21 protein-coding genes, 5 tRNA genes and 2 pseudogenes are annotated in these 25,225 nt (G+C 59.6%); 21 read left to right on the top strand and 7 right to left on the bottom strand.

Going from position 1 to position 25,225, the window contains the following annotated elements; all coding sequences use genetic code 11:
• Positions 1-29 precede the first annotated feature (29 nt).
• Positions 30-1,301, top strand: coding sequence for a serine hydroxymethyltransferase (glyA, locus tag LQ215_RS03695; protein WP_230147461.1), 1,272 nt, complete (start codon positions 30-32; stop codon positions 1,299-1,301).
• Positions 1,302-1,763: 462 nt separating this feature from the next.
• Here the strand turns inward: glyA and LQ215_RS03690 are convergent, their stop codons facing one another.
• Positions 1,764-2,159 (bottom strand): cupin domain-containing protein, encoded by a 396-nt coding sequence (locus tag LQ215_RS03690; RefSeq protein WP_020302267.1) that lies wholly within the window; start codon positions 2,157-2,159, stop codon positions 1,764-1,766.
• A gap of 128 nt (positions 2,160-2,287) precedes the next feature.
• Between LQ215_RS03690 and LQ215_RS03685 the strand changes: the two genes are divergently transcribed.
• A complete protein-coding gene (locus LQ215_RS03685) occupies positions 2,288-2,875 on the top strand; it encodes a TetR/AcrR family transcriptional regulator (protein WP_020302266.1) in 588 nt (195 codons plus the stop codon).
• Here the strand turns inward: LQ215_RS03685 and LQ215_RS03680 are convergent.
• Positions 2,872-3,447 (bottom strand): TetR/AcrR family transcriptional regulator, encoded by a 576-nt coding sequence (locus LQ215_RS03680; protein ID WP_020302265.1) that lies wholly within the window; start codon positions 3,445-3,447, stop codon positions 2,872-2,874. The genes LQ215_RS03685 and LQ215_RS03680 overlap by 4 nt on opposite strands.
• Positions 3,448-3,620: 173 nt before the next feature.
• On the opposite strand from LQ215_RS03680, the gene LQ215_RS03675 reads away from it, so the two are divergent.
• From LQ215_RS03675 to LQ215_RS03645, 7 genes are read left to right on the top strand one after another with little or no spacing between them, the layout of a single operon-like run.
• On the top strand, positions 3,621-4,418 hold the full coding sequence (locus tag LQ215_RS03675) for a crotonase/enoyl-CoA hydratase family protein (protein ID WP_038442105.1): 798 nt from the start codon (positions 3,621-3,623) through the stop codon (positions 4,416-4,418).
• Positions 4,419-4,439: 21 nt separating this feature from the next.
• Entirely contained in the window at positions 4,440-6,215 is a 1,776-nt protein-coding gene (locus tag LQ215_RS03670) for an acyl-CoA dehydrogenase family protein (RefSeq protein WP_115486828.1), read from the top strand.
• A 12-nt stretch (positions 6,216-6,227) separates the two neighbouring features.
• Positions 6,228-7,919: an AMP-binding protein gene (locus tag LQ215_RS03665; protein ID WP_230147460.1), complete on the top strand. Its 1,692-nt coding sequence runs from the start codon at positions 6,228-6,230 to the stop codon at positions 7,917-7,919.
• The gene (locus LQ215_RS03660) at positions 7,916-8,836 is read left to right on the top strand and encodes an alpha/beta hydrolase family protein (RefSeq protein ID WP_020302261.1); all 921 of its coding nucleotides are present in this window, start codon (positions 7,916-7,918) and stop codon (positions 8,834-8,836) included. The genes LQ215_RS03665 and LQ215_RS03660 overlap by 4 nt, the downstream gene beginning before the upstream one ends.
• Complete coding sequence (locus LQ215_RS03655) at positions 8,836-9,570, top strand: nitroreductase family protein (RefSeq protein WP_020302260.1); 735 nt, start codon at positions 8,836-8,838, stop codon at positions 9,568-9,570. Before LQ215_RS03660 ends, LQ215_RS03655 begins: the two co-directional genes overlap by 1 nt.
• Before the next feature lie 37 nt (positions 9,571-9,607).
• Positions 9,608-10,441 carry an enoyl-CoA hydratase/isomerase family protein gene (locus tag LQ215_RS03650; RefSeq protein WP_020302259.1) on the top strand — a complete coding sequence of 278 codons (834 nt, stop codon included), beginning with the start codon at positions 9,608-9,610 and terminating at the stop codon, positions 10,439-10,441.
• A gap of 10 nt (positions 10,442-10,451) precedes the next feature.
• The gene (locus LQ215_RS03645) at positions 10,452-10,889 is read left to right on the top strand and encodes a hypothetical protein (RefSeq protein ID WP_032904920.1); all 438 of its coding nucleotides are present in this window, start codon (positions 10,452-10,454) and stop codon (positions 10,887-10,889) included.
• A 16-nt stretch (positions 10,890-10,905) separates the two neighbouring features.
• On the opposite strand, the pseudogene LQ215_RS03640 reads toward LQ215_RS03645, so the two are convergent.
• The 4 genes and pseudogenes from LQ215_RS03640 to LQ215_RS03625 all read right to left on the bottom strand — a co-directional run bounded on the left by LQ215_RS03640 (position 10,906) and on the right by LQ215_RS03625 (position 14,646).
• A pseudogene (locus LQ215_RS03640) lies at positions 10,906-11,207 on the bottom strand (hypothetical protein).
• Positions 11,204-12,174: pseudogene (locus LQ215_RS03635) on the bottom strand (integrase domain-containing protein). The pseudogenes LQ215_RS03640 and LQ215_RS03635 overlap by 4 nt, the downstream one beginning before the upstream one ends.
• A 912-nt stretch (positions 12,175-13,086) precedes the next feature.
• Positions 13,087-14,409, bottom strand: a complete 1,323-nt coding sequence (locus LQ215_RS03630; RefSeq protein ID WP_230147459.1) for a tyrosine-type recombinase/integrase — start codon at positions 14,407-14,409, stop codon at positions 13,087-13,089.
• Positions 14,410-14,570: 161 nt separating this feature from the next.
• Positions 14,571-14,646 (bottom strand) — tRNA-Asn (locus LQ215_RS03625).
• Positions 14,647-14,881: 235 nt separating this feature from the next.
• Here LQ215_RS03625 and LQ215_RS03620 point away from each other — a divergent pair.
• Positions 14,882-15,109 carry a hypothetical protein gene (locus LQ215_RS03620; protein WP_018612405.1) on the top strand — a complete coding sequence of 76 codons (228 nt, stop codon included), beginning with the start codon at positions 14,882-14,884 and terminating at the stop codon, positions 15,107-15,109.
• A gap of 305 nt (positions 15,110-15,414) precedes the next feature.
• Here the strand turns inward: LQ215_RS03620 and LQ215_RS03615 are convergent, their stop codons facing one another.
• The gene (locus LQ215_RS03615) at positions 15,415-16,611 is read right to left on the bottom strand and encodes an amino acid aminotransferase (protein ID WP_230147458.1); all 1,197 of its coding nucleotides are present in this window, start codon (positions 16,609-16,611) and stop codon (positions 15,415-15,417) included.
• A 331-nt stretch (positions 16,612-16,942) separates the two neighbouring features.
• Between LQ215_RS03615 and uvrB the strand changes: the two genes are divergently transcribed.
• The 11 genes from uvrB to LQ215_RS03560 all read left to right on the top strand — a co-directional run bounded on the left by uvrB (position 16,943) and on the right by LQ215_RS03560 (position 25,213).
• Positions 16,943-18,958: an excinuclease ABC subunit UvrB gene (gene uvrB / locus LQ215_RS03610; RefSeq protein WP_230147457.1), complete on the top strand. Its 2,016-nt coding sequence runs from the start codon at positions 16,943-16,945 to the stop codon at positions 18,956-18,958.
• Between the two features lie 229 nt (positions 18,959-19,187).
• On the top strand, positions 19,188-20,669 hold the full coding sequence (gltX, locus tag LQ215_RS03605; RefSeq protein ID WP_014337445.1) for a glutamate--tRNA ligase: 1,482 nt from the start codon (positions 19,188-19,190) through the stop codon (positions 20,667-20,669).
• Positions 20,670-20,815: 146 nt separating this feature from the next.
• Positions 20,816-20,891: transfer RNA gene (locus LQ215_RS03600), tRNA-Ala, on the top strand.
• A 79-nt stretch (positions 20,892-20,970) separates the two neighbouring features.
• Positions 20,971-21,046, top strand: a tRNA-Glu gene (locus LQ215_RS03595).
• A 53-nt stretch (positions 21,047-21,099) separates the two neighbouring features.
• Positions 21,100-21,175 (top strand) — tRNA-Ala (locus LQ215_RS03590).
• A gap of 75 nt (positions 21,176-21,250) precedes the next feature.
• A tRNA-Glu gene (locus tag LQ215_RS03585) sits at positions 21,251-21,326 on the top strand.
• Between the two features lie 180 nt (positions 21,327-21,506).
• Entirely contained in the window at positions 21,507-22,046 is a 540-nt protein-coding gene (locus LQ215_RS03580; protein WP_230147456.1) for a TetR/AcrR family transcriptional regulator, read from the top strand.
• 28 nt (positions 22,047-22,074) lie between these two features.
• Positions 22,075-22,908: an alpha/beta fold hydrolase gene (locus LQ215_RS03575; RefSeq protein WP_230147455.1), complete on the top strand. Its 834-nt coding sequence runs from the start codon at positions 22,075-22,077 to the stop codon at positions 22,906-22,908.
• A 76-nt stretch (positions 22,909-22,984) separates the two neighbouring features.
• Entirely contained in the window at positions 22,985-23,434 is a 450-nt protein-coding gene (locus LQ215_RS03570) for an acyl-CoA thioesterase (RefSeq protein ID WP_230147454.1), read from the top strand.
• Positions 23,435-23,681: 247 nt separating this feature from the next.
• The gene (locus tag LQ215_RS03565) at positions 23,682-24,641 is read left to right on the top strand and encodes a tRNA dihydrouridine synthase (RefSeq protein WP_230147453.1); all 960 of its coding nucleotides are present in this window, start codon (positions 23,682-23,684) and stop codon (positions 24,639-24,641) included.
• Between the two features lie 119 nt (positions 24,642-24,760).
• Positions 24,761-25,213, top strand: a complete 453-nt coding sequence (locus LQ215_RS03560; protein WP_003203872.1) for an Hsp20 family protein — start codon at positions 24,761-24,763, stop codon at positions 25,211-25,213.
• The last annotated feature ends 12 nt before the right edge of the window (positions 25,214-25,225 follow it).

Genomic DNA, 25,225 nt, shown 5'->3' with positions numbered 1-25,225 from the left:
ATTTTCCCAATCCACAGGACCCTATCATCATGTACGACTCATCCCTGACCCTTGAAGCGTTCGACGCCGAGCTATGTGAGGCGATTCACAACGAAGAATGCCGCCAGGAAGATCACGTCGAGCTGATCGCCTCCGAGAACTATGCCAGCCCATTAGTGATGGAGATTCAGAACTCGGTGCTCACCAACAAGTACGCCGAAGGTTACCCGGGCAGGCGCTACTACAGCGGTTGCGAGTATGTCGATGTGGCTGAGCGCCTGGCCATCGAGCGGGTCAAGGCGCTGTTCGATTGCGATTACGCCAACGTCCAGCCTCATGCCGGGGCCCAGGCCAATGCCGCGGTGTTCCTGGCGCTGCTCAATCCTGGCGACACCGTGATGGGCATGAACCTGGCCCAGGGTGGTCACCTGACCCACGGCAACCCCTCCAATTTCTCTGGCCGCCATTACAAGATCGTTCCCTACGGTCTCGACCCGCAGACGGGGTTGATCGACTACGATGAAATGGAGCGCATCGCCCTTCAAACCCGGCCAAAGATGTTGATTGGTGGTTTTTCCGCTTATTCACGGTACAAGGACTGGGGACGCATGCGGGCCATTGCCGACAAGGTCGGAGCGATTTTCTGGGTCGACATGGCCCACGTCGCCGGTCTGGTGGCGGCGGGCGAGTATCCAAACCCATTGCCCCACGCCCATGTGGTCACCAGTACGACCCACAAGACCCTGCGTGGCCCACGGGGCGGGGTGATCCTGTCCAAGGGGCAGGACGATACGTTTTACAAGAAGCTCGACTCGGCGGTATTTCCTGGTGTCCAGGGCGGTCCGTTGATGCACCAGATCGCGGCCAAGGCCGTTGCCTTCAAGGAAGCGTTGGCGCCCGGGTTCAAGACCTATCAGAAGCAGATCGTGATCAACGCCCGGGCCATGGCTGCCGTGCTGCAGCAGCGTGGCTACAGGATTGTCTCCGGGGGGACCGACAACCACATGATGTTGATCGACCTGTCCGACAAGCCTTACACCGGCAAGGACGCCGATGCCGCCCTGAGTAATGCCTACATCACGGCCAACAAAAACTCGGTGCCCAACGATCCCCGTTCGCCGTTCGTGACCTCAGGGCTGCGCATCGGCACCCCGGCGGTAACCACTCGCGGGTTTGGAGTACTAGAGTGCGAGCAATTGGCAGGTTGGCTGTGTGATGTGCTGGACGCGCTGGAATCCGGCGGCAGCGAGCAGGTTGCGCATCATGTGCGCGAGCAGGTGGTGGCGCTGTGTCGTCGTCATCCTGTATATCGGCAGCGCTAAAACGAAAAAACCCGCCATAAGGCGGGTTTTTCGGAGGGTACAGAGATTTTGAAAGCTTTCTCTGGACCCTTTGTCTGGCTCCACGACCTGGACTCGAACAGAAAAATAAGCATTTGTTTTACAATGAAATTATGCTGATTTTTAGTATTCATATCCCTACGATTATCCTAATCAAGCCCGTATTTTATTGGAGTTCTTTCGATTCCCCATGAGCACGGCAGCAGCAAGCTGCCGAAGGTGGCGTACCCAGGCCATTCTGTGCTGGATCAGGAAAGTACATCCGAATGACTCCTTTTGGTTGTGACTGCTTGTCATAAATGGCCGAAAGCAACCCAAAGCAGCCAATCAATTTCAATTCAAGTTGGGTGCGTTCACCTGTGAGCGGGGCGAGCAACTGTTCAGGTCATAAAACTGGAGCATGACTGCAGGTGGCCTGAACACGATGCGAAGATCCATGTGAGGTCAATCAACGGATCCGCTGGTTACCACGGTGAATTTCCGGCTGAACTCAAAGACCTCGCAGACCCCCGTGTGCCCAGCCGGAATCGAGACGGCATCGCCCGCGCTCATCTCGAATCGCTCGCCGGTGTCCATGGTGATGGCGATGCGACCTTCGATCAGCACGAAGGCTTCATCATTATCGAAGCGCCAGTCAAACTTCGACGGTTGTGAAGTGAAGAACGCCACGGCTTTGTACGGGGTTTTCACGCCGACCGTACGCAGAAGCTTCATCCGGGTGTCGGGATTGCCTTCGATCACATCATCGCCCAGTGGGTAGGCAAGCCAGCCATCGGGAGTGTTCAGCGATGCCAGGGCTACGGAATCGATTGGATTGGGAAGTGTGGGGCGAACGGTCATCTTTTCGGTGCCTCGTATTGGAAGAGGTGGATGAACGACTATGACAAGTGGCATAGTCGAGGTCGAGACTACATCAAAATATGACAGGTGGCATAATTTTTACGATGAGCGCTTCCACTCGTGACCGAATGATCGTCGGCGCCGCGGATCTTCTGCGCCGCAAGGGCATGACCGCGACCAGCATGCGCGAGGTCGTTCGTTACTCGAACACGCCGCGCGGCTCCATTGCGCACCACTTTCCCGGCGGCAAGCGTCAGCTGCTTGAGGCCGCCGTCGACCACGCGGGTCGAGAGGTTAGCGAGCCGCTGGTGCAGCTGCTGGGCAAGCATGGTCCTTTGAAAGGTTTGGAGCTGTTCGTCGCCCTGTGGCGCAGCACCCTTGAAGAGACGGCCTTCCAGGCCGGCTGTGCGGTGTTGGCCGTGGCGGTCGAGCAGTACACGTCCGACCAGCGCGGCGAGTCGGAAACCGAACTGGAAGCGCAGATCCAGTTGCAGCTGCTGGATCAGGCCAACGGCATCTTTGTGCGATGGCAGGAAATCATCAGTCATTCGCTACAGGAAGCGGGCGTAGCGGAAATCCGCTCTCGCAGCTTGGCACTGTTCGCGATTGCTTCCATCGAGGGTTCTGTCGCGCTGTGCAGAGCCGCTCGCAGTGTGGAGCCGCTCGACCTGATCTGGCAGGAATTGCAACGGAGTTTTGAGCGGGAACTGGCCTAGACGCCTACGCCCGCTGATTCCAGCTGATGCAGGCCTCGCTCGGTCACAGCATCTATGTAGCTCGGATCGCCATAGATACGAGCCAGCAAGATGGCCCCCTCGAAGTCGGCCACCAACTGCCTCGCCAGCCGTTGCGCCTCCTCCTGGCTGTACCCGGCGCTATAGAGCTTGGCGAACGCGGCAGTCCAGTCATCCAGGAAGAGCCGGATCGGCTCCATCAGCTCCACCTTGCCATAGGTGGCATCGACCGCGACGACGCCCATCAGACAACCGATCGAGTCGTCCTGGAAGAGCTTCTTGGCTTTGCGCCCCATGCTTGTGAGTCGCTCTTGCGGAGCCAGGTTTTCATCGAAGGCGATGGAGAACAGCGACTGTTTCAACCGCTCATGCGTCCAGCCCAGCACGTCCCGCAGTAGCGATTCCTTGTTGGGGTAGTGATGGTAGAAGGACGCCTTGGTCAACCCGCAGGCGGACGACAACGCATCCATGGTGGTGCCGTGGTAGCCGAGGCGCTTGAAGGTATTGGCGCAGCGCTGCAGAAGCTCATCGCGTGGGATTTTCAGTGGGCGCACGGGTTACTCCTGCTCTAAATCATGCAGATTGATTCTACGTCATAAGCCTTGGCGTCTCAATTTGACGGTTACCGAATGTTTGTTTAGGTTTATCAAACCGAACATTCGGTAAGTAATTAGAGCCCGCCTGGAATTGCCAGGCAGCCCCCTCATTAAGCCAGGAGAAGTCTCCCATGAGCGAAGCAAACAGCGGTCCGGGTCGCGTTACCCGAGAGCAGCGTGGTCATCTGTTCCTTATCGGTCTTGAACGGGCCGGCAAACGCAACGCTTTCGACAGCGCCATGCTCAATGACTTGGCCCTGGCCATGGGGGAATTCGAGCGCAACGATGAAATGCGCTGCGCCGTCGTGTTCGCCCACGGCGACCATTTCACGGCAGGCCTCGATCTGATGGAGCTGACGCCGAAGCTGGCTTCGGGCGGCTTCAAGTACCCGGACGAGGGTATCGACCCGTGGGGCGTCTCGAAGCCGCGCCGCACCAAACCAGTGGTCCTCGCCGTGCAAGGCACCTGCTGGACTGCGGGCATCGAGCTGGTGCTCAACGCCGACATCGCGATTGCCGCCAGCAACACCCGCTTCGCCCATCTGGAGGTGCTGCGCGGCATTCCGCCGTCTGGCGGCTCCACCGTGCGCTTTACTCAGGCCGCAGGTTGGACTAACGCCATGCGCTACATGCTGACCGGCGAAGAGTTTGGGGCTGACGAGGCGCTGGCTATGCGTTTGTTGACCGAGGTCGTTGAGCCAGGCCAGGAACTGGCGCGCGCCATCGAGTACGCCGAGCGCATCGCCAAAGCCGCACCGCTGGCCATCAAGGCCACCCTGCAGTCTGCCTTCCAGGCGCGCGACGAGGGTGACGATGCCGCGCTCTCCAAGCTCAACGAACTGCTGTTCACGCTGATCAAGAGCGAAGACGTGCGTGAAGGCGTCATGGCGATGATGCAGAAGCGCGAACCGGTGTTCAAAGGTCGTTAACCAATAAGGCAGGGGCAAGAGATGCTGCAGTACCAAGCACCACTGGAGGAGTTCAACTTCCTCGCTCACAAGGTTCTTCGACTTTCAGAGCTGTTGCCTCTGCTGCCAGAGCACCACCATATCGACGTCGACCTGTTCAAGGCCACTCTGGAGGTCGGTGCCGAGCTCACCCAAGAGCAACTGCTGCCCTTGAACGGCAGCGGCGATGCCGAGGGTTGCAGGCTTGAACAGGGTGGGGTCAAAACCCCACAGGGCTTCAAGTCAGCTTACCGCCTGTTTCAGGAGAACGGCTGGCCCGCCCTGACGGTCCCACTGTCCATTGGGGGGCAAGGTTTCCCAGGAACGGCAGGTGTCTTCTTTGACGAGATGCTCGCCTCCACCAACCTGTCTTTCAGCATTTTCGCCAACGTGCGCGAAGGTGTTCTCCGTTGTGTCGACCGATTCGGCGATGAGCGGGTTCGATCCCTGTTTTCCGACAAGCTTGCCAGTGGCGAATGGCTTGGCACCATGTGCCTTACCGAGCCTCAGGCTGGCAGCGATCTTGGTCTGATTCGCACGACTGCAGTCACGCAGTCGGATGGCTCCTACCTCCTGAGTGGAACCAAGATATTCATCTCGAACGGCGATCACGACCTGACCGAGAACATCGTTCACCTGGTGCTCGCCAGAACGGAAGGGGCCCCGGCAGGTACTGGCGGCCTCAGCCTATTCGTCGTGCCGAAATACCAATTGGAGGTTCCTGCCTCAGCCAACGGGGTGTCGGTCATCGCGCTTGAGCACAAGCATGGCATTCGTGCCAACGCCACATGCGCCCTGGCATTCGAGAATGCCAGGGGCTACCGCGTCGGCGAATTGAACCGTGGCCTTGCCTGCATGTTCCTGCTGATGAACAGCGCACGGCTCGCCGTCGGTGTCCAAACCGTAGGTCTGGCCGAGGTCGCTTACCAAAACGCGCTGCGCTATACCCAGGAGCGCTTGCAAGGCCGCGCGCTGAATGGTGCCACGCACCCCGATCAACCCGCTGACCCTCTGTTAAGTCATATTGGCGTCAAGTCGAGCCTTGTTCAGCAGCGGCTGTTTATTGAGCCAGCACGCTTGCTCTGCGCCTGGGTCGGCACCCTGCTTGATGAAGCGCGTTGCCACCCGGATGACGCGCGACGCAAGGAGGCCTCACAGCTGGCAGAGTTGTTGACCCCCATCGTCAAGGGCTACCTGTCTCAGCACGCGGGTACACATATCTCGTCCGCTCTCCAGCTGTTCGGTGGGCACGGTTACATCGTCGAAACCGGCATGGAGCAGCTGCTGCGCGATGCGGCCATCTGTCCGATCTATGAAGGCACGAACTACATCCAGTCTCTGGACTTGCTAGGGCGCAAGACTCTGAGCGATCAGGGACAGCGCTTGGGGATCTTCCTCAGCCACATCCCCGCGCTAGCCGAGCGTCTGCGCCAGCGTCCAGGACTGGAAGGGGTCGCCACGACCTTGGCGTCATGGGGGACCGAGTTCGAACCATTGGTTCAGCAACTATCGGTCGATACGGTTTTCAACCGGGACGTTGTGGGTTTGGTTGCGCCGGACTTTCTTGAACTGCTGGGTACCGTTGTTTTTGGCTATTTGTGGGCATGGATCGCGGATGCCGTCGCGCCGTCAACGTCTGATGAAGAATTCCTCAGAAGCAAACCTGCTCTGGCCCGTCTGTATTTTTCCGAAGCCGAAGTACGTGTTCCTTCACTTATCGAAAAGCTGAAGCGCAATGCATCGCGTCTTGGGCTGCTCGAACAGATCCAACTCTGCTAGGGCGGACCACAGATGAATCGTTCAAATAAAAAAGATAATGAGAAACTGAAGTTAGTCAGTACCCCGCAGAGTGGCAGCGAGCTTGCTGACCTTGGGGTTTGCACCATAGAAGAGCTGCTGCAGCGTAGCGCTATGAAAACGCCTAAAGCCCCGGCCCTGTCGGCAATGGGTGCCAACATAAGCTACGAGCGATTACAGAATCTGAGTGCTGCGGTAGCGACCTGGTTGATCAACCAGGGGCTGCAACCGGGAGCTCGGGTTGCAGTCGCTTTGCCGAACATGCTCGCCCATCCGGTGGCGTGCCTGGGAATAATCCGGGCGGGTTTGATCGCCGTCTGTGTGAACCCTTTGTATACGCCGCAGGAGCTGGCGCAGGTTTTCAAGGACAGTGAAGTCAAAGCCGTATTTCTCTTCGAACCCATGGGCCAGGGTGTCCAGCAGGCCATGCTCAAGGCCGGTGTAAGTATTGCTGTGCAAGTCGCCCCAGGTGATCAACTAGGCTGGCGACGGTCATTGGTTAATTGGGTAGCTCATCGACGCTTGGGTAGTAAGTTCACCCGCATAGAAGGAGCCGTCGACTGGCGCAAGGTCGTAGCGACTCGTGCGACCAAACTAAGTCAACGCGCGCCCATTACAGCCGAGCAGACGGCCTTCATAATCTATAGCGGTGGCACTACAGGGCAGCCCAAAGGAGTGCCCATCAGTCATCGGGCTTTGCTGTTCAACGTTGGCCAACAGCATTCGGCTCTGCGTCCGCATCTTTTAGGCAGGGCCGAGCCGGATTACGTGTTGCTGCTCGCGGTGCCGCTCTACCACATTCTCGGCCTGGGCAATCTGCTCTTCACCCTGGCCAAAGGCGGTAAAGCGGTATTGGTGATGAATCCACGCGATACCACGGCGTTTGTCAAAGAGTGGTCCCGGCACCGCATAAGCAGTTTCCCCGGCGTCAACACCCTCTACAACTCGCTCCTGGAGAACGAAGAATTTCACTCGCAGGACTTCACGGACCTCGCTCTCTGCCTCGGTGCGGGCATGCCGGTCAGCGAGTCCACGGCCAAGTTCTGGCACCGGATCACTGGCTGCCATATCACCGAAGCCTACGGTATGACTGAAACCGGACTGATTTCCTGCAACCCGGCCGGACGCTCCCGCCCCGGCTCGGTAGGTTTGCCAGTAGCGGGAATTGAAATTTCCCTACGAAGCGAGAATGACGACGAGGTCACCGTCGGTGCCGGCGAGATATGTGTGCGCAGCCCCGCCATCATGGCCGGTTACTGGCGACGGCCCGAAGAAAACGCGTCTGCATTCACCAGCGATGGCTTCTTCCGCACGGGGGACATCGGTCTCTTCGACCCGGACGGCTATCTGCGCCTGGTCGACCGCAAGAAGGAAATGATCATTTCCTCGGGATTCAAAGTCTTCCCTTCGGAGATCGAGCGAGTTCTGAATGCTCACCCCGGGGTGATGGAGTCGGCGGTCGTGCCGGCTCCTGACGAGAAGGCCGGAGAAATACCCATCGCCTACGTCGTTCGTCGCCAACCCTATCTGGATGAGGCCCACGTGATCGCACACTGCGAAAAGTATCTGGTCAGCTACAAGCGTCCCCGCCGCATCATCTTCCGAGACGACTTGCCCAAGAGCAATGTGGGCAAGATTCTCCGAAAAGAACTGGTTGGCGCAGAACAGCAGGAGTGCTCTGAATGACTCTGCCTAATTCAGCCGCCACCTTCTCGGTGATTGATCAACTGACGCTAGTGGCCGACGACGGCTACCGCCTCGCCGCCACCCACTATTCAGCACAGGGCAATCTGAAGGGCAACCTGATCATGGCCGGTGCGACCGGTGTGCAACAGCGTTTCTACCGCCGCTTCGCCGAGCATGCCAGTAAACAAGGCTTCAACGTCCTGACTGTCGATTACCGAGGTATCGGAGAGTCCAGGCCCACATCCCTGAAAGGTTTCGAGATGTCCTACCTGGACTGGGGCTTTCGCGATCTGGCAGCAGCCGTTGAGCACATGGACGATGGCAGGACTCCGCTGTTCTGGGTCGGCCACTCCTTTGGTGGGCATGCTCTGGGCTTGCTGCCCAATCATCACAAGATCACTTCTGCCTATTGCTTCGGTACTGGCGCCGGATGGGCCGGGTGGATGCCCAGGCTTGAAGCCTTCAAAGTTCGCCTGCTGTGGTCTTGTGTTCTGCCGCTGATCGTCGCGTACAAGGGCTACATGGCCTGGAGCATGCTGGGGATGGGCGATGACCTGCCACTGGGTGTCTACAAAGACTGGCGGCGCTGGTGTGCCCACCCCCATTACTTTTTCGACGATCCCTCAATGGCTCCGGTCGCCAGCCTTTATGCCGAAGTCCGCATGCCCTGCGTCTTCGCCAATGCGGTGGATGACCCATGGGCGCCTCCTGCCTCGCGAGACGCCTTCCTCAAGGGTTATCGCAATGCTCCGTTGCTGACGCGTGATCTCCATCCCGAGACGAAAAAGCACCCCATCGGTCACATGGGGTATTTCCGGGCTTCAGCTACGGATGCCTGGGACGAGGTGCTCAACTGGTTTGCGGCGCAGAGCAACAGTACAACGACGCAAAGTCGCGCTGGCACGGGATGCCGCTGATGAGCACCACCGCGCCACGCACAGAGTTTTCTGCATCTGCCAAGGTATTCCGCTCACTGGTCGAAAGTCGGCGCGCAGTGCGACATTTCACGGCCGAAGCGGTGCCCAAGGCGGTTATCCAGGAGTGTCTGGAGCTGGCAATGCTGGCACCTAGCTCATGTAATCTGCAGCCTTGGTCTTTTCATGTCGTACGCAATCCCGATCTCCTGCAACAACTGCAGCCTGTGTGTTTGGGCCAGAGCGCTGCGAAAGCACCGCTGATCATTGCCGTGTTCGCACATTCGAACACCTGGGAACAGGCATGTGCCGATGTACTCAGGCTTTGGCCAGAACCCGCTGTGCCCAAGGCGATTGAGCATTTCTACAAGAACAGCGCCCCATTCCAGTACAACCAAGGCTGGTTGGGTTGGCGCGGTTTGCTCAAACGACAGATGGTCAGGCTGATGGGCTTCAGGCGCCCCGTCATGCGCACGCCCAATAGCCTGGAACAGATGCGACTCTGGGCCGTGAAGTCGACAGCGCTGGCGGCGCAGAACCTGATGCTGGCGTTCCAGAGCCACGGCTACAGCACCTGCCCCATGGAGGGCTTCGATGAGAAGCGTCTGAAGCAGGTGCTGCCCGTTCCGAAAGGCGCAATCCCAGTCATGCTGCTGGCGGTCGGGATGCCCGGAGAACGCGCGGTCTACAACCCACGGTTGCGCTTCCCGCTCAATCAGCGCGTGGCGTGGCATTGATCATCCGCACAGAACAATAACAAGAGGGCTAGCTGCCATGGCTTTTACCCAAATCGACTACGAGACACACGGCCCTATCAGGGTCATCCGTTTCAATCGCCCAGACAAGCGCAACTGCATTGGGCCAACCACCCACTTGGAGCTGGTGGAGGCCTGGACACGTTTCCGGGATGACCAGAGTGCTCTGGTTGCGATCATCACTGGTGCCGGCGACAAAGCTTTCTGTACCGGTGGAGACCTTGAGGCAGGATTTGACCTGGTGCCTTCCACCGCGGACGAGATTGCTGCGCACGACCGCGGCGAGCGCCCGGGTATTCTCGGACCCAGCCGTTGGACGGACATCTACAAGCCCGTGATCGCTGCTGTGAATGGCGCTGCCTACGCCGGCGGCCTGGAATGGGCCTGCTTCGCAGACATGCGCATCGCCGAGGAGCACGCCTCCTTCGGTGTGACCTGTCGCCGCTGGAACATTGGCCTGGCCGATGGCGGCAGCCAACGCCTGCCGCGCATCGTGGGGTTGGGCAGGGCAATGGAGCTGATCCTGACAGGCAAGGTCATCTCGGCCTCTGAAGCCCTCACCATCGGCTTGGCCAATGAAGTGGTCCCCAAAGGGCGCTCACTGGAGCGTGCGATGGAACTGGCCAAATTCCTCTGTGCCCTCCCTCAACCCGCCATGTGCGGGGACAAGGAGGCCGCGATCCGCGGCTATGGCCAACCCCTGTCTGAGGGCTTGCGCATCGAGGCGGAGTGTTTCAACCGTTCCATCCATCAACCCGAGACCCGCGAGGGGCTGCGTCGCTTTCTTGAGCGCGATCATCCCGACAGACGCTCCGATGCGCCAACTAAGACGCCAGGTTTGATCAGGGACTGAGGAGAACACCATGCGATTTAACCTTTTGCTTCAACTACATCTTTTCGCCGTGGCCTTCTGGCTGGGCGTCGTAGCGGTCGAGTACCTGCTTGAACGCACCCGAGCACAGAGTCGGAGTCAGGGCTTCACAGTCGCCAGGCTGCACAGCCAGATCGATCTGTTCTTCGAGATGCCCGCCTTCAGCGTGGTGCTGGTGACCGGATTGCTGCTCATCGAGCCTGCGCGCTTCGACGGAATTTATGCCCTAAAAGTTGTGGCAGGAGGCATCGCTGTTCTCGGCAATGCACTGTGCCTTGTGCCCGTACTGAAGCGACGTGCATCCGCAGAGACAGACGACCTCGCCGATGTCATTTATCAGTCAAAGATGATCGACCAGATCTCCTTGTTGGCCATCCCGGCTGGGCTGGTGGCACTAGCCTGTGGTGTCTATCTGACGGTACTTCGCTGACATCTTGATACCCTGCTCAAAGGTTCGTTTTTGGCCGGTTGTTGGCCCTTGTTTGGCGGTTGAACTGCCAGGACTTTCCTAGACGATGAGCAAGCAAGTGCACGGTCAGCAGATAGTAATAGCGCGTCGATTCAGCGTGCTGGTTCATATGGTGATATAGGAACCATGCGAGATGCTTTTGCTGCCAAGTCCATGGATTGTCGCGTCGCCAGCGATCAGCTATTGCTGTTTGGATAGCCTTCGCTGACGCAGGTGGCGTTGGCGTGTGGTATGAGACCCGCCCGCCAGGAACAACTCCATATCGAATGCCTTACTCATGCTCGGCCCCCTATGTAAGCCGAAACTACGTCGATACGACCGTGCCCCAGCTCATAGCTGATTTGTGCTCGGGCCTCCTGATCGAGGTGTCGGTCGGGCTGGTAGCAGCTGCCACCGTTGATGGGTGCAGGATGCTGGGTGATTTGCTCATAGCGTTTGCACGCATAGGTCGCCCGCAATTCGTGGAAACCCTTGAGGTTGTGCGCATGGAGAATCTCCCGTGCGGGGCGAACGATTACCTGTTGGAAATCGAGGTAGCGTTCATTCGCTGCAAGCAGGTTGCGGCTACCGTCAGGCGAGACTTGAAGGGCGAATGCCAGTGCGTCGAGGATGTGCTCATCCACCGAGGGGCCGAGGCGCCGGATCGGCCACCTTTGGTGCCGTCTTGGATGTTGATCCTCCCGAGTTGCTCGGCTTCCCGTTGTAGTCGGGGAAGGTCGGCCAAAATCGCCTCGCGTAAGCGCATACCGGTTGCTCGCGCCAACTGCGCGATGGAGGCGGCGCGCGACTGCTGATGTCCGCAGAGCCCGTCTACGACCCGCTTCACGTGTTCGCGGTCTTGGCCTTGCGGCACCGAGCGACGAACACTGGTGCGCCGCATTCCCAACGCCTTGCTCGGACTCGCCACCTTCACATACTGATCACCGCGCAGCGCAGCCATCGTTCGGTTCACGCTGGACAACCGGTTTTGCGCGGTGGCGATGCCGATAGCGCCTTGTTCAACGTGCTGGCGCAGATGTCCGGCGTAGTCCAGCAAGGTCTGCCGATCAATCTGCCGCGCATCGTTAAACCCTGGCCCATCCTCCGAGCGACACCAGCGTACAAACGCCTGCCAGCGATCACTGTGCGCCTTGACGGTCCCGTAATGCCCGCCGCCAAATAGATCGCGCAATGCCTGCGGCCCGGCATAACTCAGTTGCCGGCCATAGCCAAAATTGCGTTCATCTCGCCTGCCCACCAGTGCCATGATCGAACGCCTCTCGAAGCCAATACTTTTAAAACCTTCCCCACGTCATCCCGCCAAGAATGTTGAGTGTTATCAGGGATCAAGGCCCCTGCGGCCTGTGAGGGTTGTCCACTCACGCGGGACTGGCGGCTCCTTACGACCGGGAGCTTGGGCATCTCATGATCTGACCTCCTGAGCACTTCCGAGGAAGTGGGCGGGTGGAGGCTGCACTGGCTGACGAGACCAGCGCCGCGAGATCCTGAGTCGGGTGAAGGCAGTGATGAGATGACTGGGGCATGCCTGACTGTCAGTCAGGTGCAACCCATTCCTTGGGCTGCGGCACCATCATCTGCATCGCTGTTGCTGGTGACTTCGGTGTTTGTCACGCCGATTGTCACGAGGGGGAATGCCGCAAAGCCTTGTACGAGTTGGGCTGCAGCAGCGGTAGGAGCGCCCGTCTCTTTCCGGGAGAAAGAGACGGGCGCAGGTTGGCGCAATGAAATGGCCAAGCGAATAGGTTGCTGCAGGGCAGCTATAAAAGGGTATGAGTTGCCGCAGTGGGCACACTGGTAAAAGTAGGCATCCATCACTCGGTGAGTGACCGTGCGAGCCGCCGGACGCTAATCGCACTTTGGGAGAACCACCACGGTGTGGCGTAGCCTTAAAGGTTCTGGCTACCTGGGTTGCTGTCAGCGACAGCGCTTTGCCCGACCTTTTCTACGCCTGTGGAGAATTAGGGTCAAGGCTCGAATTTTCGGGAGTTCTGCGGCTGTGGATGAAATTATCCACTAATGGAAATCAGTGGTTTTCCACAGACAATTGCGTGGGCTTTAGATTTTTTAAGTGAGGTCCATCCAAACAGGGCGGCTTTGCAGCCCTGTTTGGATGGACCCGCGTGGACAAACGGATCACTGAGATATGAGGACCGAGCGCTTACTCAGTTGCGCCACGTTTTGCTTTTAGGCGAGTGACATTGGCACCCGTCTGATTGGCGAATTCGCGTGGGCTGACATGCTTCTGCTGATTAGCCTCAAGGTAGCGACTCCACCAGTTCATGATCAGCCTGCGCTCCTCGATGAACTCGGCCTTGTGGATGTAAGCGGCGCGGACGTTGTTGCGTTCCTTGTGGCTCATCTGCCGCTCGATGGCTGTGTCCGTCCACAAGCCTGACTCGATCAGTGCGCTGCAGGCCATCGAACGAAACCCATGCCCACAGATCTCGGATTTGGTGTCGTACCCCATCTTCCGAAGCGCGCTGTTCACCGTGTTTTCGGACATTGGTTTCCAAGACTTGGTATCGCCTGCGAACACCAAGTCAAATTTGCCTGTGATTGCGTGGATCTGCTCGAGCAGGGCGATCGCTTGCGGCGATAAGGGTACAAGATGGATATCGCCTGCCATCTTCGTACCCCTTGTGGAAAAGGGTACGCCTTCCAACGCTGGTCGCGTGTCGGGTATTTCCCAGACGCCACGTTTGAGGTCGAACTCGCTCCAGCGGGCGAAGCGCAGCTCGCTGGAGCGTACAAACACGTGCAGCGACAGCAAGACCGTCAGCCGGGTAAGTGCGCGGCCTTTATAGGTGTCGATCCGTTCCTGCAATTCAGGCAAGCGCGATAAGGATAAGGCGGGGCGGTGGACGACCCGCGAGGCTTTGATCGAGCCTACGAGGTCGTAAGCAGGGTTTACGGTGATAAGCCGGAGGCGCTTTGCCTCGCGCATGATGCTCTGCAGGTAGTTTTGTACCCTTAAAGCAATATCTATCGTTCCGCGCTTCTTAATCGCGTCCAGGGGCCGCATAAGGTCGTGGGTATCAAGGTCGACAATGGCGCGGGCGCCGATCAGCGGGAAGAGATGAGTTTTGAGGCGACTCATCACTGTCTTGGAATAGTCCGGTGCCCACTTGGCTGACATTTCCGTGTGCCAGCCGAGGGCAACGCTTTCAAAGGTGCGGCCTTTGATTAGGGCTTGCGTCTTGGCTTGGTGCTTGGCTCCTATAGGGTCAATGCCATCCGCCAGCATTCGCTTGACCTCCAAGCGCTTGCGGCGCGCATCCGAGAGGCCAACGATGGGGTAGTTGCCGAATGAGGTCAGTCCTTCCCGGCCATCAGGTTTGACGTATCTGAGACGCCAGCCTTTGCGGCCATTGGGTTGGACTAGAAGGTAAAGGCCGTAGCCGTCGAAAAGCTTGTAGGCGCGGTCTGTGGGCTTGGCCGAACGGCAAGCGGCGTCGGAGAGTGGAGCAGTAGTGCGCGACATAAGGGTACTCCCTTTTATCGAACTGACCTTTATCCCAAACTCTACCCTTAAAATGGCTGGTATCCACCGGAATCCGACAGAACGCCAAAACGAAAAAACCCGCCAGAAGGCGGGTTTTCGGGGGTTTCAGAGATTTTTAAAGCCTTCTCTGGAACCTTGTCTGGCTCCACGACCTGGACTCGAACCAGGGACCCAGTGATTAACAGTCACTTGCTCTACCAACTGAGCTATCGCGGAATGGCGCGTATGTTACTGATTGGAAAAGAGAAGTCAAGCGTCCATTGGCGGACGGCGCATTCCTGGTGCGCTTTGACGGTCAATCAACGATTGGCAGTTACCGCCAGGGCAGGAGAGGACTACCATGGTCGCCCGGAAGTGGCAGGACGCGCTGCCGGCCATTCGCCGACATTAAGGTACGCGCCATGAACCACCTATTACCCCTTCTCAGTGCCCGCCGCGCCGAGGTGATCCTGTGAGTACCGCCCAGATCAGCTTGCCCAAGGGCGTGGGACCTCATGCCGAGAAACTGTACGACGCCATTACCCAGGCCAGCACCGCCGAAGAACTGAACCGCGCCGGTGGCAAGGCCGAGGGCTTTGTCCTGGGGCTGGAAAGCACCAAGGCGATCAAGAGCCAGGTGGCCGAGTCGTTGTATGTCATTTATGACGATGCGGCGAGCCAGCGGGCGACGGAGTTGTAGGCTCACCGAGAGTCGTGCCAGATGCTTTTGTGGCCTTGCTTTGGTGGTTTTGCTTTGGTGGTTTTGCTTTTGTGGCGAGGGAGCTTGCTCCCGCTGGGGTGCGAAGCAGCCCCAAAACAGTCAACTCACTCAGCCTGACACACCGAGTTGCCTGGTTTAGGGCTGCTTCGCACCCCAGCGGGAGCAAGCTCCCTCGCCACAAAAGCAGGCCACAAAAGCAGGCCACAAAAGCAGGCCACAGAAGCATCAGGCCAAAAAAAACGGGAAGCCAATGGCTTCCCGTTTTTTATCCAGCGCCGAGGGCGTCAGATCACCTGGACGATGGCCTTGGTCACCGCATCGATGTTGTTCTGGTTCAGCGCGGCCACGCAGATGCGGCCGGTGTCCAGGGCATAGATGCCGAACTCGTTGCGCAGGCGCGTCACTTGTTCAACGCTCAAGCCGGAGTAGGAGAACATCCCGCTCTGGCGTGCGACGAAGCTGAAGTCGTGGTGCGGGGCAGCCTTGGCCAGCATGTCGACCATCTGGTTGCGCATGCCGCGAATGCGCAGGCGCATTTCGGCCAGTTCGGCTTCCCACTGGGCCCGCAGTTCCGGGCTGTTGAGCACGGCGGCGACGATGCTGGCGCCGTGGGTCGGTGGGTTGGAGTAGTTGGTGCGGATCACGCGCTTGACCTGGGACAGCACGCGGGCACTTTCTTCTTTCGATTCGCTGACGATCGACAGGGCGCCGACGCGCTCGCCGTACAGCGAGAACGACTTGGAGAACGAGCTGGAGGCGAAGAAGGTCAAGCCCGACTCCGCGAACAGGCGCACGGCCGCCGCGTCTTCGTCGATACCGGCGCCAAAGCCCTGGTAGGCCATGTCCAGGAACGGCACGTGGTTCTTGGCCTTGACCACGGCCAGCACGTTTTTCCAGTCTTCGGGGCTCAGGTCCACGCCGGTCGGGTTGTGGCAGCAGGCGTGCAGCACAACGATCGAGCGGTCGGGCAGGGCGTTGAGGTCTTCCAGCAGGCCGCTGCGGTTCACGTCGTGGGTGGCGGCGTCGTAGTAGCGGTAGTTCTGCACCGGGAAGCCGGCGGTTTCGAACAGGGCGCGGTGGTTTTCCCAGCTTGGGTCGCTGATGGCGACGACGGCGTCAGGCAGCAATTGCTTGAGGAAGTCGGCACCGATCTTCAGGGCACCGGTGCCGCCCACGGCCTGGGTGGTGATGACACGGCCGGAGGCGATCAGCGGCGAATCCTTGCCGAACAGCAAGGTCTGCACGGCCTGGTCGTAGGCGGCAATGCCGTCGATCGGCAGGTAACCACGGGAAACGTGCTGAGCCACGCGAGCCGTCTCGGCCTCGACAACCGCGCGCAGGAGTGGAATACGCCCCTCTTCATTGCAGTAAACACCTACACCCAGGTTGACCTTATTGGTACGGGTGTCGGCATTGAAAGCTTCGTTGAGGCCCAGGATGGGGTCGCGGGGTGCCAATTCGACAGCGGAAAACAGGCTCATTATTGCGCGGCTCTAATGGAGAGTGAGGGGAGGTGTGGCGCTCCAGCCGAATGCACTAGAGCGGTGCACAAACGGGGAGCTAGTATAGAGGCCATCACCCGGCGCGGCGACAGGCGATTCGGTTTTTACACTAAGTTTTTACGATTTTTTTCGACCGTTAGTCCTCTCGCCGCGTCAAAGTCTTCAAGGGGTGTAGGACGTTCGTCTTGAAAGCGAAGGCATTCACCTCCACATTGTGTGCATTCCAGTTTTTTCCTCGGGCGACATCAGTCGTTTCGGTCTTTCTCGTTCCTGTCGGCTGGCCGACAGGAGTGAATCCAGAGGTTATATCATGTCTGAATTCCAGCTAGTCACCCGCTTCCAGCCCGCCGGCGATCAGCCGGAAGCCATCCGCCTGATGGTCGAGGGCATCGAGGCCGGGCTGGCGCACCAGACGCTGCTCGGTGTGACCGGCTCGGGCAAGACTTTCAGCATCGCCAACGTGATCGCCCAGATTCAGCGCCCGACCCTGGTGCTGGCGCCGAACAAGACCCTGGCGGCGCAGTTGTACGGTGAGTTCAAGGCGTTTTTCCCGAATAACGCCGTGGAGTACTTCGTTTCCTACTACGACTACTACCAGCCCGAGGCCTACGTGCCGTCGTCGGACACCTTTATCGAGAAGGATGCCTCGATCAACGACCACATCGAACAGATGCGACTGTCGGCGACCAAGGCGTTGCTCGAGCGCAAGGACGCGATCATCGTCACCACGGTGTCGTGCATCTACGGCTTGGGCAGCCCGGAAACCTACCTGAAGATGGTGCTGCACGTGGATCGCGGCGACAAACTCGACCAGCGCGCCTTGCTCAGGCGCCTGGCGGACTTGCAGTACACCCGCAACGACATGGATTTTGCCCGGGCGACGTTCCGGGTGCGGGGCGATGTGATCGACATCTACCCGGCGGAATCGGACCTGGAAGCGATCCGCATCGAGCTGTTCGACGACGAAGTGGAGAGCATTTCGGCGTTCGACCCGCTGACCGGCGAAGTCATCCGCAAGTTGCCACGCTTCACCTTCTACCCCAAGAGCCACTACGTGACGCCCCGGGAAACCCTGCTGGACGCCATCGAAGGGATCAAGGTCGAGTTGCAGGAGCGCCTGGAGTACCTGCGTTCGAACAACAAGCTGGTGGAAGCCCAGCGCCTGGAGCAGCGGACCCGGTTCGACCTGGAGATGATCCTGGAGCTGGGCTACTGCAACGGCATCGAAAACTACTCGCGCTACCTGTCGGGCCGTCCAGCGGGTGCGCCGCCGCCGACCTTGTATGACTACCTGCCGGCCGATGCCTTGCTGGTCATCGACGAATCCCACGTCAGCGTGCCCCAGGTCGGCGCCATGTACAAAGGCGACCGTTCGCGCAAGGAAACCCTGGTGGAATACGGCTTCCGCCTGCCCTCGGCGCTGGACAACCGGCCGATGCGCTTTGACGAATGGGAAAGCGTGAGCCCGCAGACGATTTTTGTCTCGGCCACCCCTGGCAACTACGAGGCCGAGCATGCTGGCCGGGTCATCGAGCAATTGGTACGGCCTACCGGGCTGGTCGACCCGCAGATCGAAGTGCGCCCGGCGCTGACCCAGGTAGACGATCTGCTCTCGGAAATCACCAAGCGCGTGGCACTGGAAGAGCGGGTGCTGGTTACCACGCTGACCAAGCGCATGGCCGAAGACCTCACCGATTACCTGGCCGACCATGGCGTGCGGGTGCGCTACCTGCACTCGGACATCGACACGGTGGAGCGGGTCGAGATCATCCGCGACCTGCGCCTGGGGACCTTCGACGTGCTGGTGGGTATCAACCTGCTGCGCGAAGGCCTGGACATGCCGGAAGTGTCGCTGGTGGCAATTCTCGACGCCGACAAGGAAGGTTTCCTGCGTTCCGAGCGCTCGTTGATCCAGACCATCGGTCGCGCGGCACGTAACCTCAACGGCCGGGCGATTCTATACGCCGACCGCATCACCGGCTCCATGGAGCGGGCCATCGGTGAGACCGAGCGCCGTCGCGACAAGCAGATCGCTTTCAACCTGGCCAATGGCATCACCCCCAAGGGCGTGTTCAAGGACGTCGCCGACATCATGGAAGGCGCCACCGTGCCCGGCTCGCGCAGCAAGAAGCGCAAGGGCATGGCCAAGGCGGCCGAAGAGAGCGCCCGCTACGAGGCCGAGCTGCGCTCGCCGAGCGAAATCACCAAGCGCATCCGGCAGTTGGAAGAGAAAATGTATCAACTGGCCCGGGACCTGGAATTCGAGGCGGCGGCGCAGTTGCGTGATGAGATTGGCAAGTTGCGTGAGCGGTTGCTGACCGTTTGAGTTTTGCAGTGGCTTCAAAGGCCTCTTCGCGAGCAGGCTCGCTCCCACAGGAAACCGAGTCGTCTGGACTGGATGCGGTCCAATGTGGGAGCGAGCCTGCTCGCGATGGGCGCGACTCGGTCTGGCAGGTTCTACTCAAATCAGCCTCTCACTGGAGCCCGCCCGCCATCGCCTGTTACCATTCGCCCCCTGTTTGATCTTCGCTTTTATATTCTTTCCGAGACATGCCATGACCACCGTCCGCACCCGCATCGCGCCTTCGCCCACTGGCGATCCCCATGTCGGCACCGCCTACATCGCTTTGTTCAACTATTGCTTTGCCAAGCAGCATGGCGGCGAGTTCATCCTGCGGATCGAGGACACCGACCAGTTACGTTCGACCCGCGAGTCCGAACAGCAGATCTTCGACGCCCTGCGCTGGTTGGGGATCGACTGGAGCGAAGGCCCGGACGTCGGCGGCCCGCACGGTCCGTACCGCCAGAGCGAGCGCGGTGATATCTACCAGCAGTATTGCCAGCAACTGGTGGACATGGGGCATGCGTTCCCGTGTTTCTGCACCGCCGAAGAGCTGGACCAGATGCGCGCCGAGCAAATGGCCCGTGGCGAAACCCCGCGCTACGACGGCCGGGCGCTGCTGCTGTCCAAGGAAGAAGTCGCCCGTCGCCTGGCGGCCGGCGAGCCCCATGTGATCCGCATGAAGGTGCCGACCGAGGGCGTCTGCGTGGTGCCGGACATGCTGCGTGGCGATGTCGAGATCCCGTGGGATCGCATGGACATGCAAGTGCTGATGAAGACCGACGGCCTGCCGACGTACTTTCTGGCGAACGTGGTCGACGATCACCTGATGGGCATCACCCACGTCCTGCGCGGTGAAGAATGGCTGCCATCGGCGCCGAAACTGATCCTGCTGTACGAATACTTCGGCTGGGAGCAACCACAGCTGTGCTACATGCCGCTGTTGCGCAACCCGGACAAGAGCAAGCTGTCCAAGCGCAAGAACCCGACCTCGGTGACGTTCTACGAGCGCATGGGCTTCATGCCCGAGGCGATGCTCAACTACCTGGGACGCATGGGCTGGTCGATGCCAGACGAGCGCGAGAAGTTCTCGCTGCAGGAAATGGTCGAGCATTTCGATCTGTCGCGCGTGTCCCTGGGCGGGCCGATCTTCGACGTCGAGAAGCTGTCGTGGCTCAACGGCCAGTGGCTGCGGGACCTGCCGGTGGAAGAGTTCGCCGCACGTGTGCAGAAGTGGGCCTTGAACCCTGAATACATGATGAAGATCGCTCCCCATGTGCAGGGCAGGGTAGAGACCTTCAGCCAGATCGCCCCGCTGGCCGGCTTCTTCTTCGCCGGTGGCGTGACGCCGGATGCGAAGTTGTTCGAATCCAAGAAGCTTTCGGGCGACCAGGTGCGCCAGTTGATGCAACTGATCCTGTGGAAGCTCGAAAGCCTGCGTCAGTGGGAGAAGGACAGCATCACCGCGACCATCCAGGCCGTGGTCGAGTCGCTGGAGTTGAAACTGCGTGATGCCATGCCGCTGATGTTCGCCGCCATTACCGGCCAGGCCAGCTCGGTGTCGGTGCTCGATGCGATGGAAATCCTCGGGCCGGACCTGACCCGTTTCCGCCTGCGCCAGGCCATCGATCTGCTCGGTGGTGTGTCGAAGAAGGAAAACAAGGAGTGGGAAAAACTGCTGGGCGCGATCGCGTAAGCGCTCGATGAGGCAGGACATACCCCGGTTTTCCGGGGTTTGTCGGTAAGTGATTGTTATCCCGGCAAAAAATTTTCAAATTTGTTGAAAATAAATTTGACAGCCCTCCGATACGCCCTTAAGATTCGCCCCGTCCTCAGCGATGAGGGGCTATAGCTCAGCTGGGAGAGCGCTTGCATGGCATGCAAGAGGTCGACGGTTCGATCCCGTCTAGCTCCACCAATTTACACTTCAAGACCTGGCCACACGGGGCTTGAAGCGATCAACACTCAGCGTTGATCAGTTGTATAGAAGGGTTTGCGTCCCCTTCGTCTAGTGGCCTAGGACACCGCCCTTTCACGGCGGTAACAGGGGTTCGAGTCCCCTAGGGGACGCCAGTTTTACAGAAGCGATGTTGCAAGATGTCACTCCGCCGCGAGGCGAAAAATCCGGGGCTATAGCTCAGCTGGGAGAGCGCTTGCATGGCATGCAAGAGGTCGACGGTTCGATCCCGTCTAGCTCCACCAATTACAGGTTCAAGGTCTGGCCACACCGTCCTTGAATCGATCAGTTCTCAGCGCTGATCAAGTCAGAAGGTTTGTGTCCCCTTCGTCTAGTGGCCTAGGACACCGCCCTTTCACGGCGGTAACAGGGGTTCGAGTCCCCTAGGGGACGCCACGATTACCCGCTCTGCGGGATTTTATAAGGGTCATTCAATTCTTGAATGGCCCTTTTGTTTGTCTGGCGTTCGGCCAATTCCCTTATCCTTGAAAATAGACTTCTGACCAGCGGTCAAATTTCCGCTTGCGGAAAATTATTATAGGAATAATATTTCAATCGTAATATTCGGAGGCGACGATGAGCGATAAAAAGGCACAAACCCGTGAACGCATTCTCAAGGCCGCCAGCGATGCGCTGATCCAGCGTGGGCCGGCTGAGCCGAGCGTGGGCGAGGTGATGGGCGCGGCCGGGCTGACGGTGGGCGGTTTTTATGCCCATTTCGAAAGCAAGGATGCCTTGATGCTGGAGGCATTCAAGCAATTGCTCAATCGCCGCCGCGGCCTGATCGCCGACATGGACGGCGAGCTGACAGGCGAAGAGCGGCGCGCTCTGGTGGCGGCGTTCTATCTGTCACGCAAGCACCGTGACTCCACCGAACAAGCCTGTCCGATCCCCGCGTCGGTCGGCGAGCTCGGCCGGCTGCCGGATGCATTTCGTGAAGTGCTCAACGAGCACATCGAGTTGATGGTCGCGCAATTGGCGGCCAGCCCCGAGGAGGCCGACAAGGCCCTGGCCGACATCGCCTTGATGGTGGGCGGGCTGGCCCTGGCACGGGCGCTGGGCCCTGGAGAGTTATCGGACCGTTTGCTACGCGCCGCCAAGTCGGCGGTGCGATGAGCTGAGGCGCAAGCCCTGGAGATGAGCGATGAACAGGCTGAGCTGGATTCGTAGCGTCAATGGCACGCTTGGTTGGGTGGCGCCGCGCCTGGTGGCCAAACAGATGCGTACGCTGTTCATGCGCCCGCGCAACTTGCCGCCGCGGGATTGGGAACTGCCGCTGCTGGCCTCGTCCGAACGTATTACCTTGCGCTTCGGTCTCTCGGCCTTGCGCTGGGGCAAAGGCCCGGCCGTCTTGCTGATGCATGGCTGGGAAGGGCGGCCGACTCAGTTCGCAGCGCTGATCACAGCCCTGGTGGACGCCGGTTACACGGTGGTGGCACTGGACGGTCCGGCTCATGGTCGCTCACCGGGTCGCGAGGCGAATGTCCTGTTGTTTGCCAGGGCCATGCTCGAAGCCGCCGCTGAGCTGCCGCCGTTGCAGGCTGTGATCGGGCATTCCATGGGCGGCGCCAGTGCCATGCTCGCGGTTCAGTTGGGGTTGCGGACCGAAACGCTGGTCAGCATCGCTGCTCCTGCGCGCATTCTTGGGGTACTGCGCGGTTTCTCCCGGATGATGGGGCTGCCACCCAAGGCGCGTTCGGCGTTCATTCGCCTGGTGGAAAGCGATGTCGGCATGCAAGCCTCGAAAATGGATGTTGCCCATTACCAACTGGACGTACCCGGGCTGATCGTCCATGCCGAGGACGACACTTTCGTCTCGGCCAAGGAATCGCAACTGATTCATGAAGCCTGGTTCGACAGCCGCCTGCTGCGACTGCCGCAGGGCGGGCACCAGCGGGTGCTGGCCGATCCTCGTGTCATTGATGGGGTGTTATCACTGCTGGCCGGGCGCAGCCTGCAGGCGCGGCAATCGGCTTGAAGCGAGTTTGCTCGCGATAGCGGTCCAGCTCGGATCCGGTACACTGCCCCCATCCAAATTCGACCAGGAGAGGGGCATGGGCTGGGATCGCGCAACACCGTTTATTATTGATCTTCAGGTAAATGCCGAAGACATCGACGGGCTGGGCCACGCCAACAACGCAGTGTACGTCAGCTGGCTCGAGCGCTGCGCCTGGCGTCATTCCCAGCGCCTGGGCCTGGATCTGGTGGAGTACCGGCGCCTGGACCGGGCCATGGCAGTGGTGCGGCATGAAATCGATTACCTGGCGGCCGCCTATGAAGGCGACGAATTGCAGTTGGCGACCTGGATCGTCGATTGGGACCAGCGGTTGAAGATGACCCGGCATTTCCAGTTGATCCGCCCCAGCGACAACACCACGCTGCTGCGGGCCCAGACCACCTTCGTCTGCATCGAACTGTCCACAGGCCGGCCCAAGCGCATGCCGCCGGAATTCATCGAAGGTTATGGTCCCGCGTTGAGGCCATCCGGCATCCTCATCGACTGACCCGCCGTCATCGCGAGCAGGCTCGCTCCCACAAGGGATTTGTGGTGAGCACAGGATTTTTGAATGATCGAGAACCCCTGTGGGAGCGAGCTTGCTCGCGATGACGGCGGTACATCCAACATCCCAGCAAGTTGACCCACCGCTTTCGCGAGCAAGCTCGCTCCCACAGGGATGGGTGGTGAATTCCGATGTTGTGGGCAAAATCCGGTAAACTGCCGCACGTTTTTTCGTTCGAGTGTGTGTTTCCATGCAAATTGCCCTGGCGCCCATGGAGGGGTTGGTCGACAACATCCTGCGGGATGTCCTGACCCGTGTTGGCGGGATCGACTGGTGTGTCACCGAGTTCATCCGTGTCAACGACCGTCTGCTCACGCCGGCCTATTTCCATAAGCTCGCCCCTGAGCTGCTGACCGGTGCCCAGACGGCTGCCGGCGTACCGTTGCGGGTGCAGTTGCTCGGGTCCGATCCGGTGTGCCTGGCGGAAAACGCGGCGTTGGCGTGTGAGCTGGGTTCGCAGGTCATCGACTTGAACTTCGGTTGCCCGGCCAAGACCGTGAACAAGTCCAGGGGCGGGGCGGTGTTGCTCAAGGAGCCGGAACTGCTCAACGAAATTGTCGAGCACGTGCGCCGCGCAGTGCCGAAACACATCCCGGTCACCGCCAAGATGCGCCTGGGTTTCGACAGCCCGGACGGCGCGCTGGTGTGTGCCACGGCGCTGGCCGAAGGCGGCGCGGCGCACATCGTGGTGCATGCGCGGACCAAGGTCGACGGCTACAAGCCTCCGGCCCACTGGGAGTGGATTCCCCGGGTGCAGGAAGTGGTCAAGGTGCCGGTGTTTGCCAACGGCGATATCTGGAGCGTTGAGGATTGGCGCCGTTGTCGCGAAATCAGCGGTGTCGAAGACATCATGCTCGGTCGCGGTCTCGTTTCCCGTCCTGACCTGGCCCGGCAGATCGCCGCCGCCCGGGCCGGTGAGGACGTGGTCGAGATGTCCTGGGCCGAGCTGCAGCCGATGCTCCAGGACTTCTGGGTGCAAGTGGTCGAGCAACTGACGCCGCGCCAGGCGCCGGGCCGGTTGAAGCAGTGGCTGGCGATGCTGACCCGCAACTACCCCGAAGCGGTGGCGCTGTTTACCGCTTTGCGCCGGGAAACCGACCTGGACGCGGTGGGCCATTTGCTGGGTGTGAAACGCAGCGAAGCGGCCTGAAAAAAATTTCAAAAAAGCGCTTGAAAAGTTTTTGGCGGTCCCTAGATAGGGGTTACGCGATGCCGAATTCGGGTCGCGGAGACAAAAAAACTTGCTGAATTTTTCAGGAGATTTGAATCATGAGTACTGCATTTTCGCTGGCCCCGCTGTTCCGTTCCTCGGTCGGTTTCGACCGTTTCAACGACTTGTTCGAAACCGCCCTGCGTAACGAGCCGGGCAGCAGCTATCCACCCTACAACGTGGAGAAACATGGTGATGACGAGTACCGCATCGTGGTCGCCGCCGCCGGGTTCCAGGAAGAAGACCTGGACCTGCAAGTGGAAAAAGGTGTGCTGACCATCAGTGGCGGCAAACGTGAAGCCAGTAACGACAGCGTCACCTACCTGCACCAAGGCATCGCCCAGCGTGCGTTCAAGCTGTCCTTCCGGTTGGCCGATCATATCGAGATCAAGTCCGCCGGCCTGAGCAACGGTCTGTTGAGCATCGACCTGCTGCGGGTGATCCCGGAAGAGGCCAAGGCCAAGCGCATCCCGATCAACGGAGCGCAGCAGCAACCCGCGCTGCAAAACTGATGCAGCGCAAAT

It is taken from the genome of Pseudomonas brassicacearum (genome assembly GCF_918698105.1).
Classification (GTDB): domain Bacteria; phylum Pseudomonadota; class Gammaproteobacteria; order Pseudomonadales; family Pseudomonadaceae; genus Aquipseudomonas; species Aquipseudomonas brassicacearum_F.
Note: the sequence above shows the minus strand (reverse complement) of the source record. Positions and strands in the feature narration are given on the sequence as shown.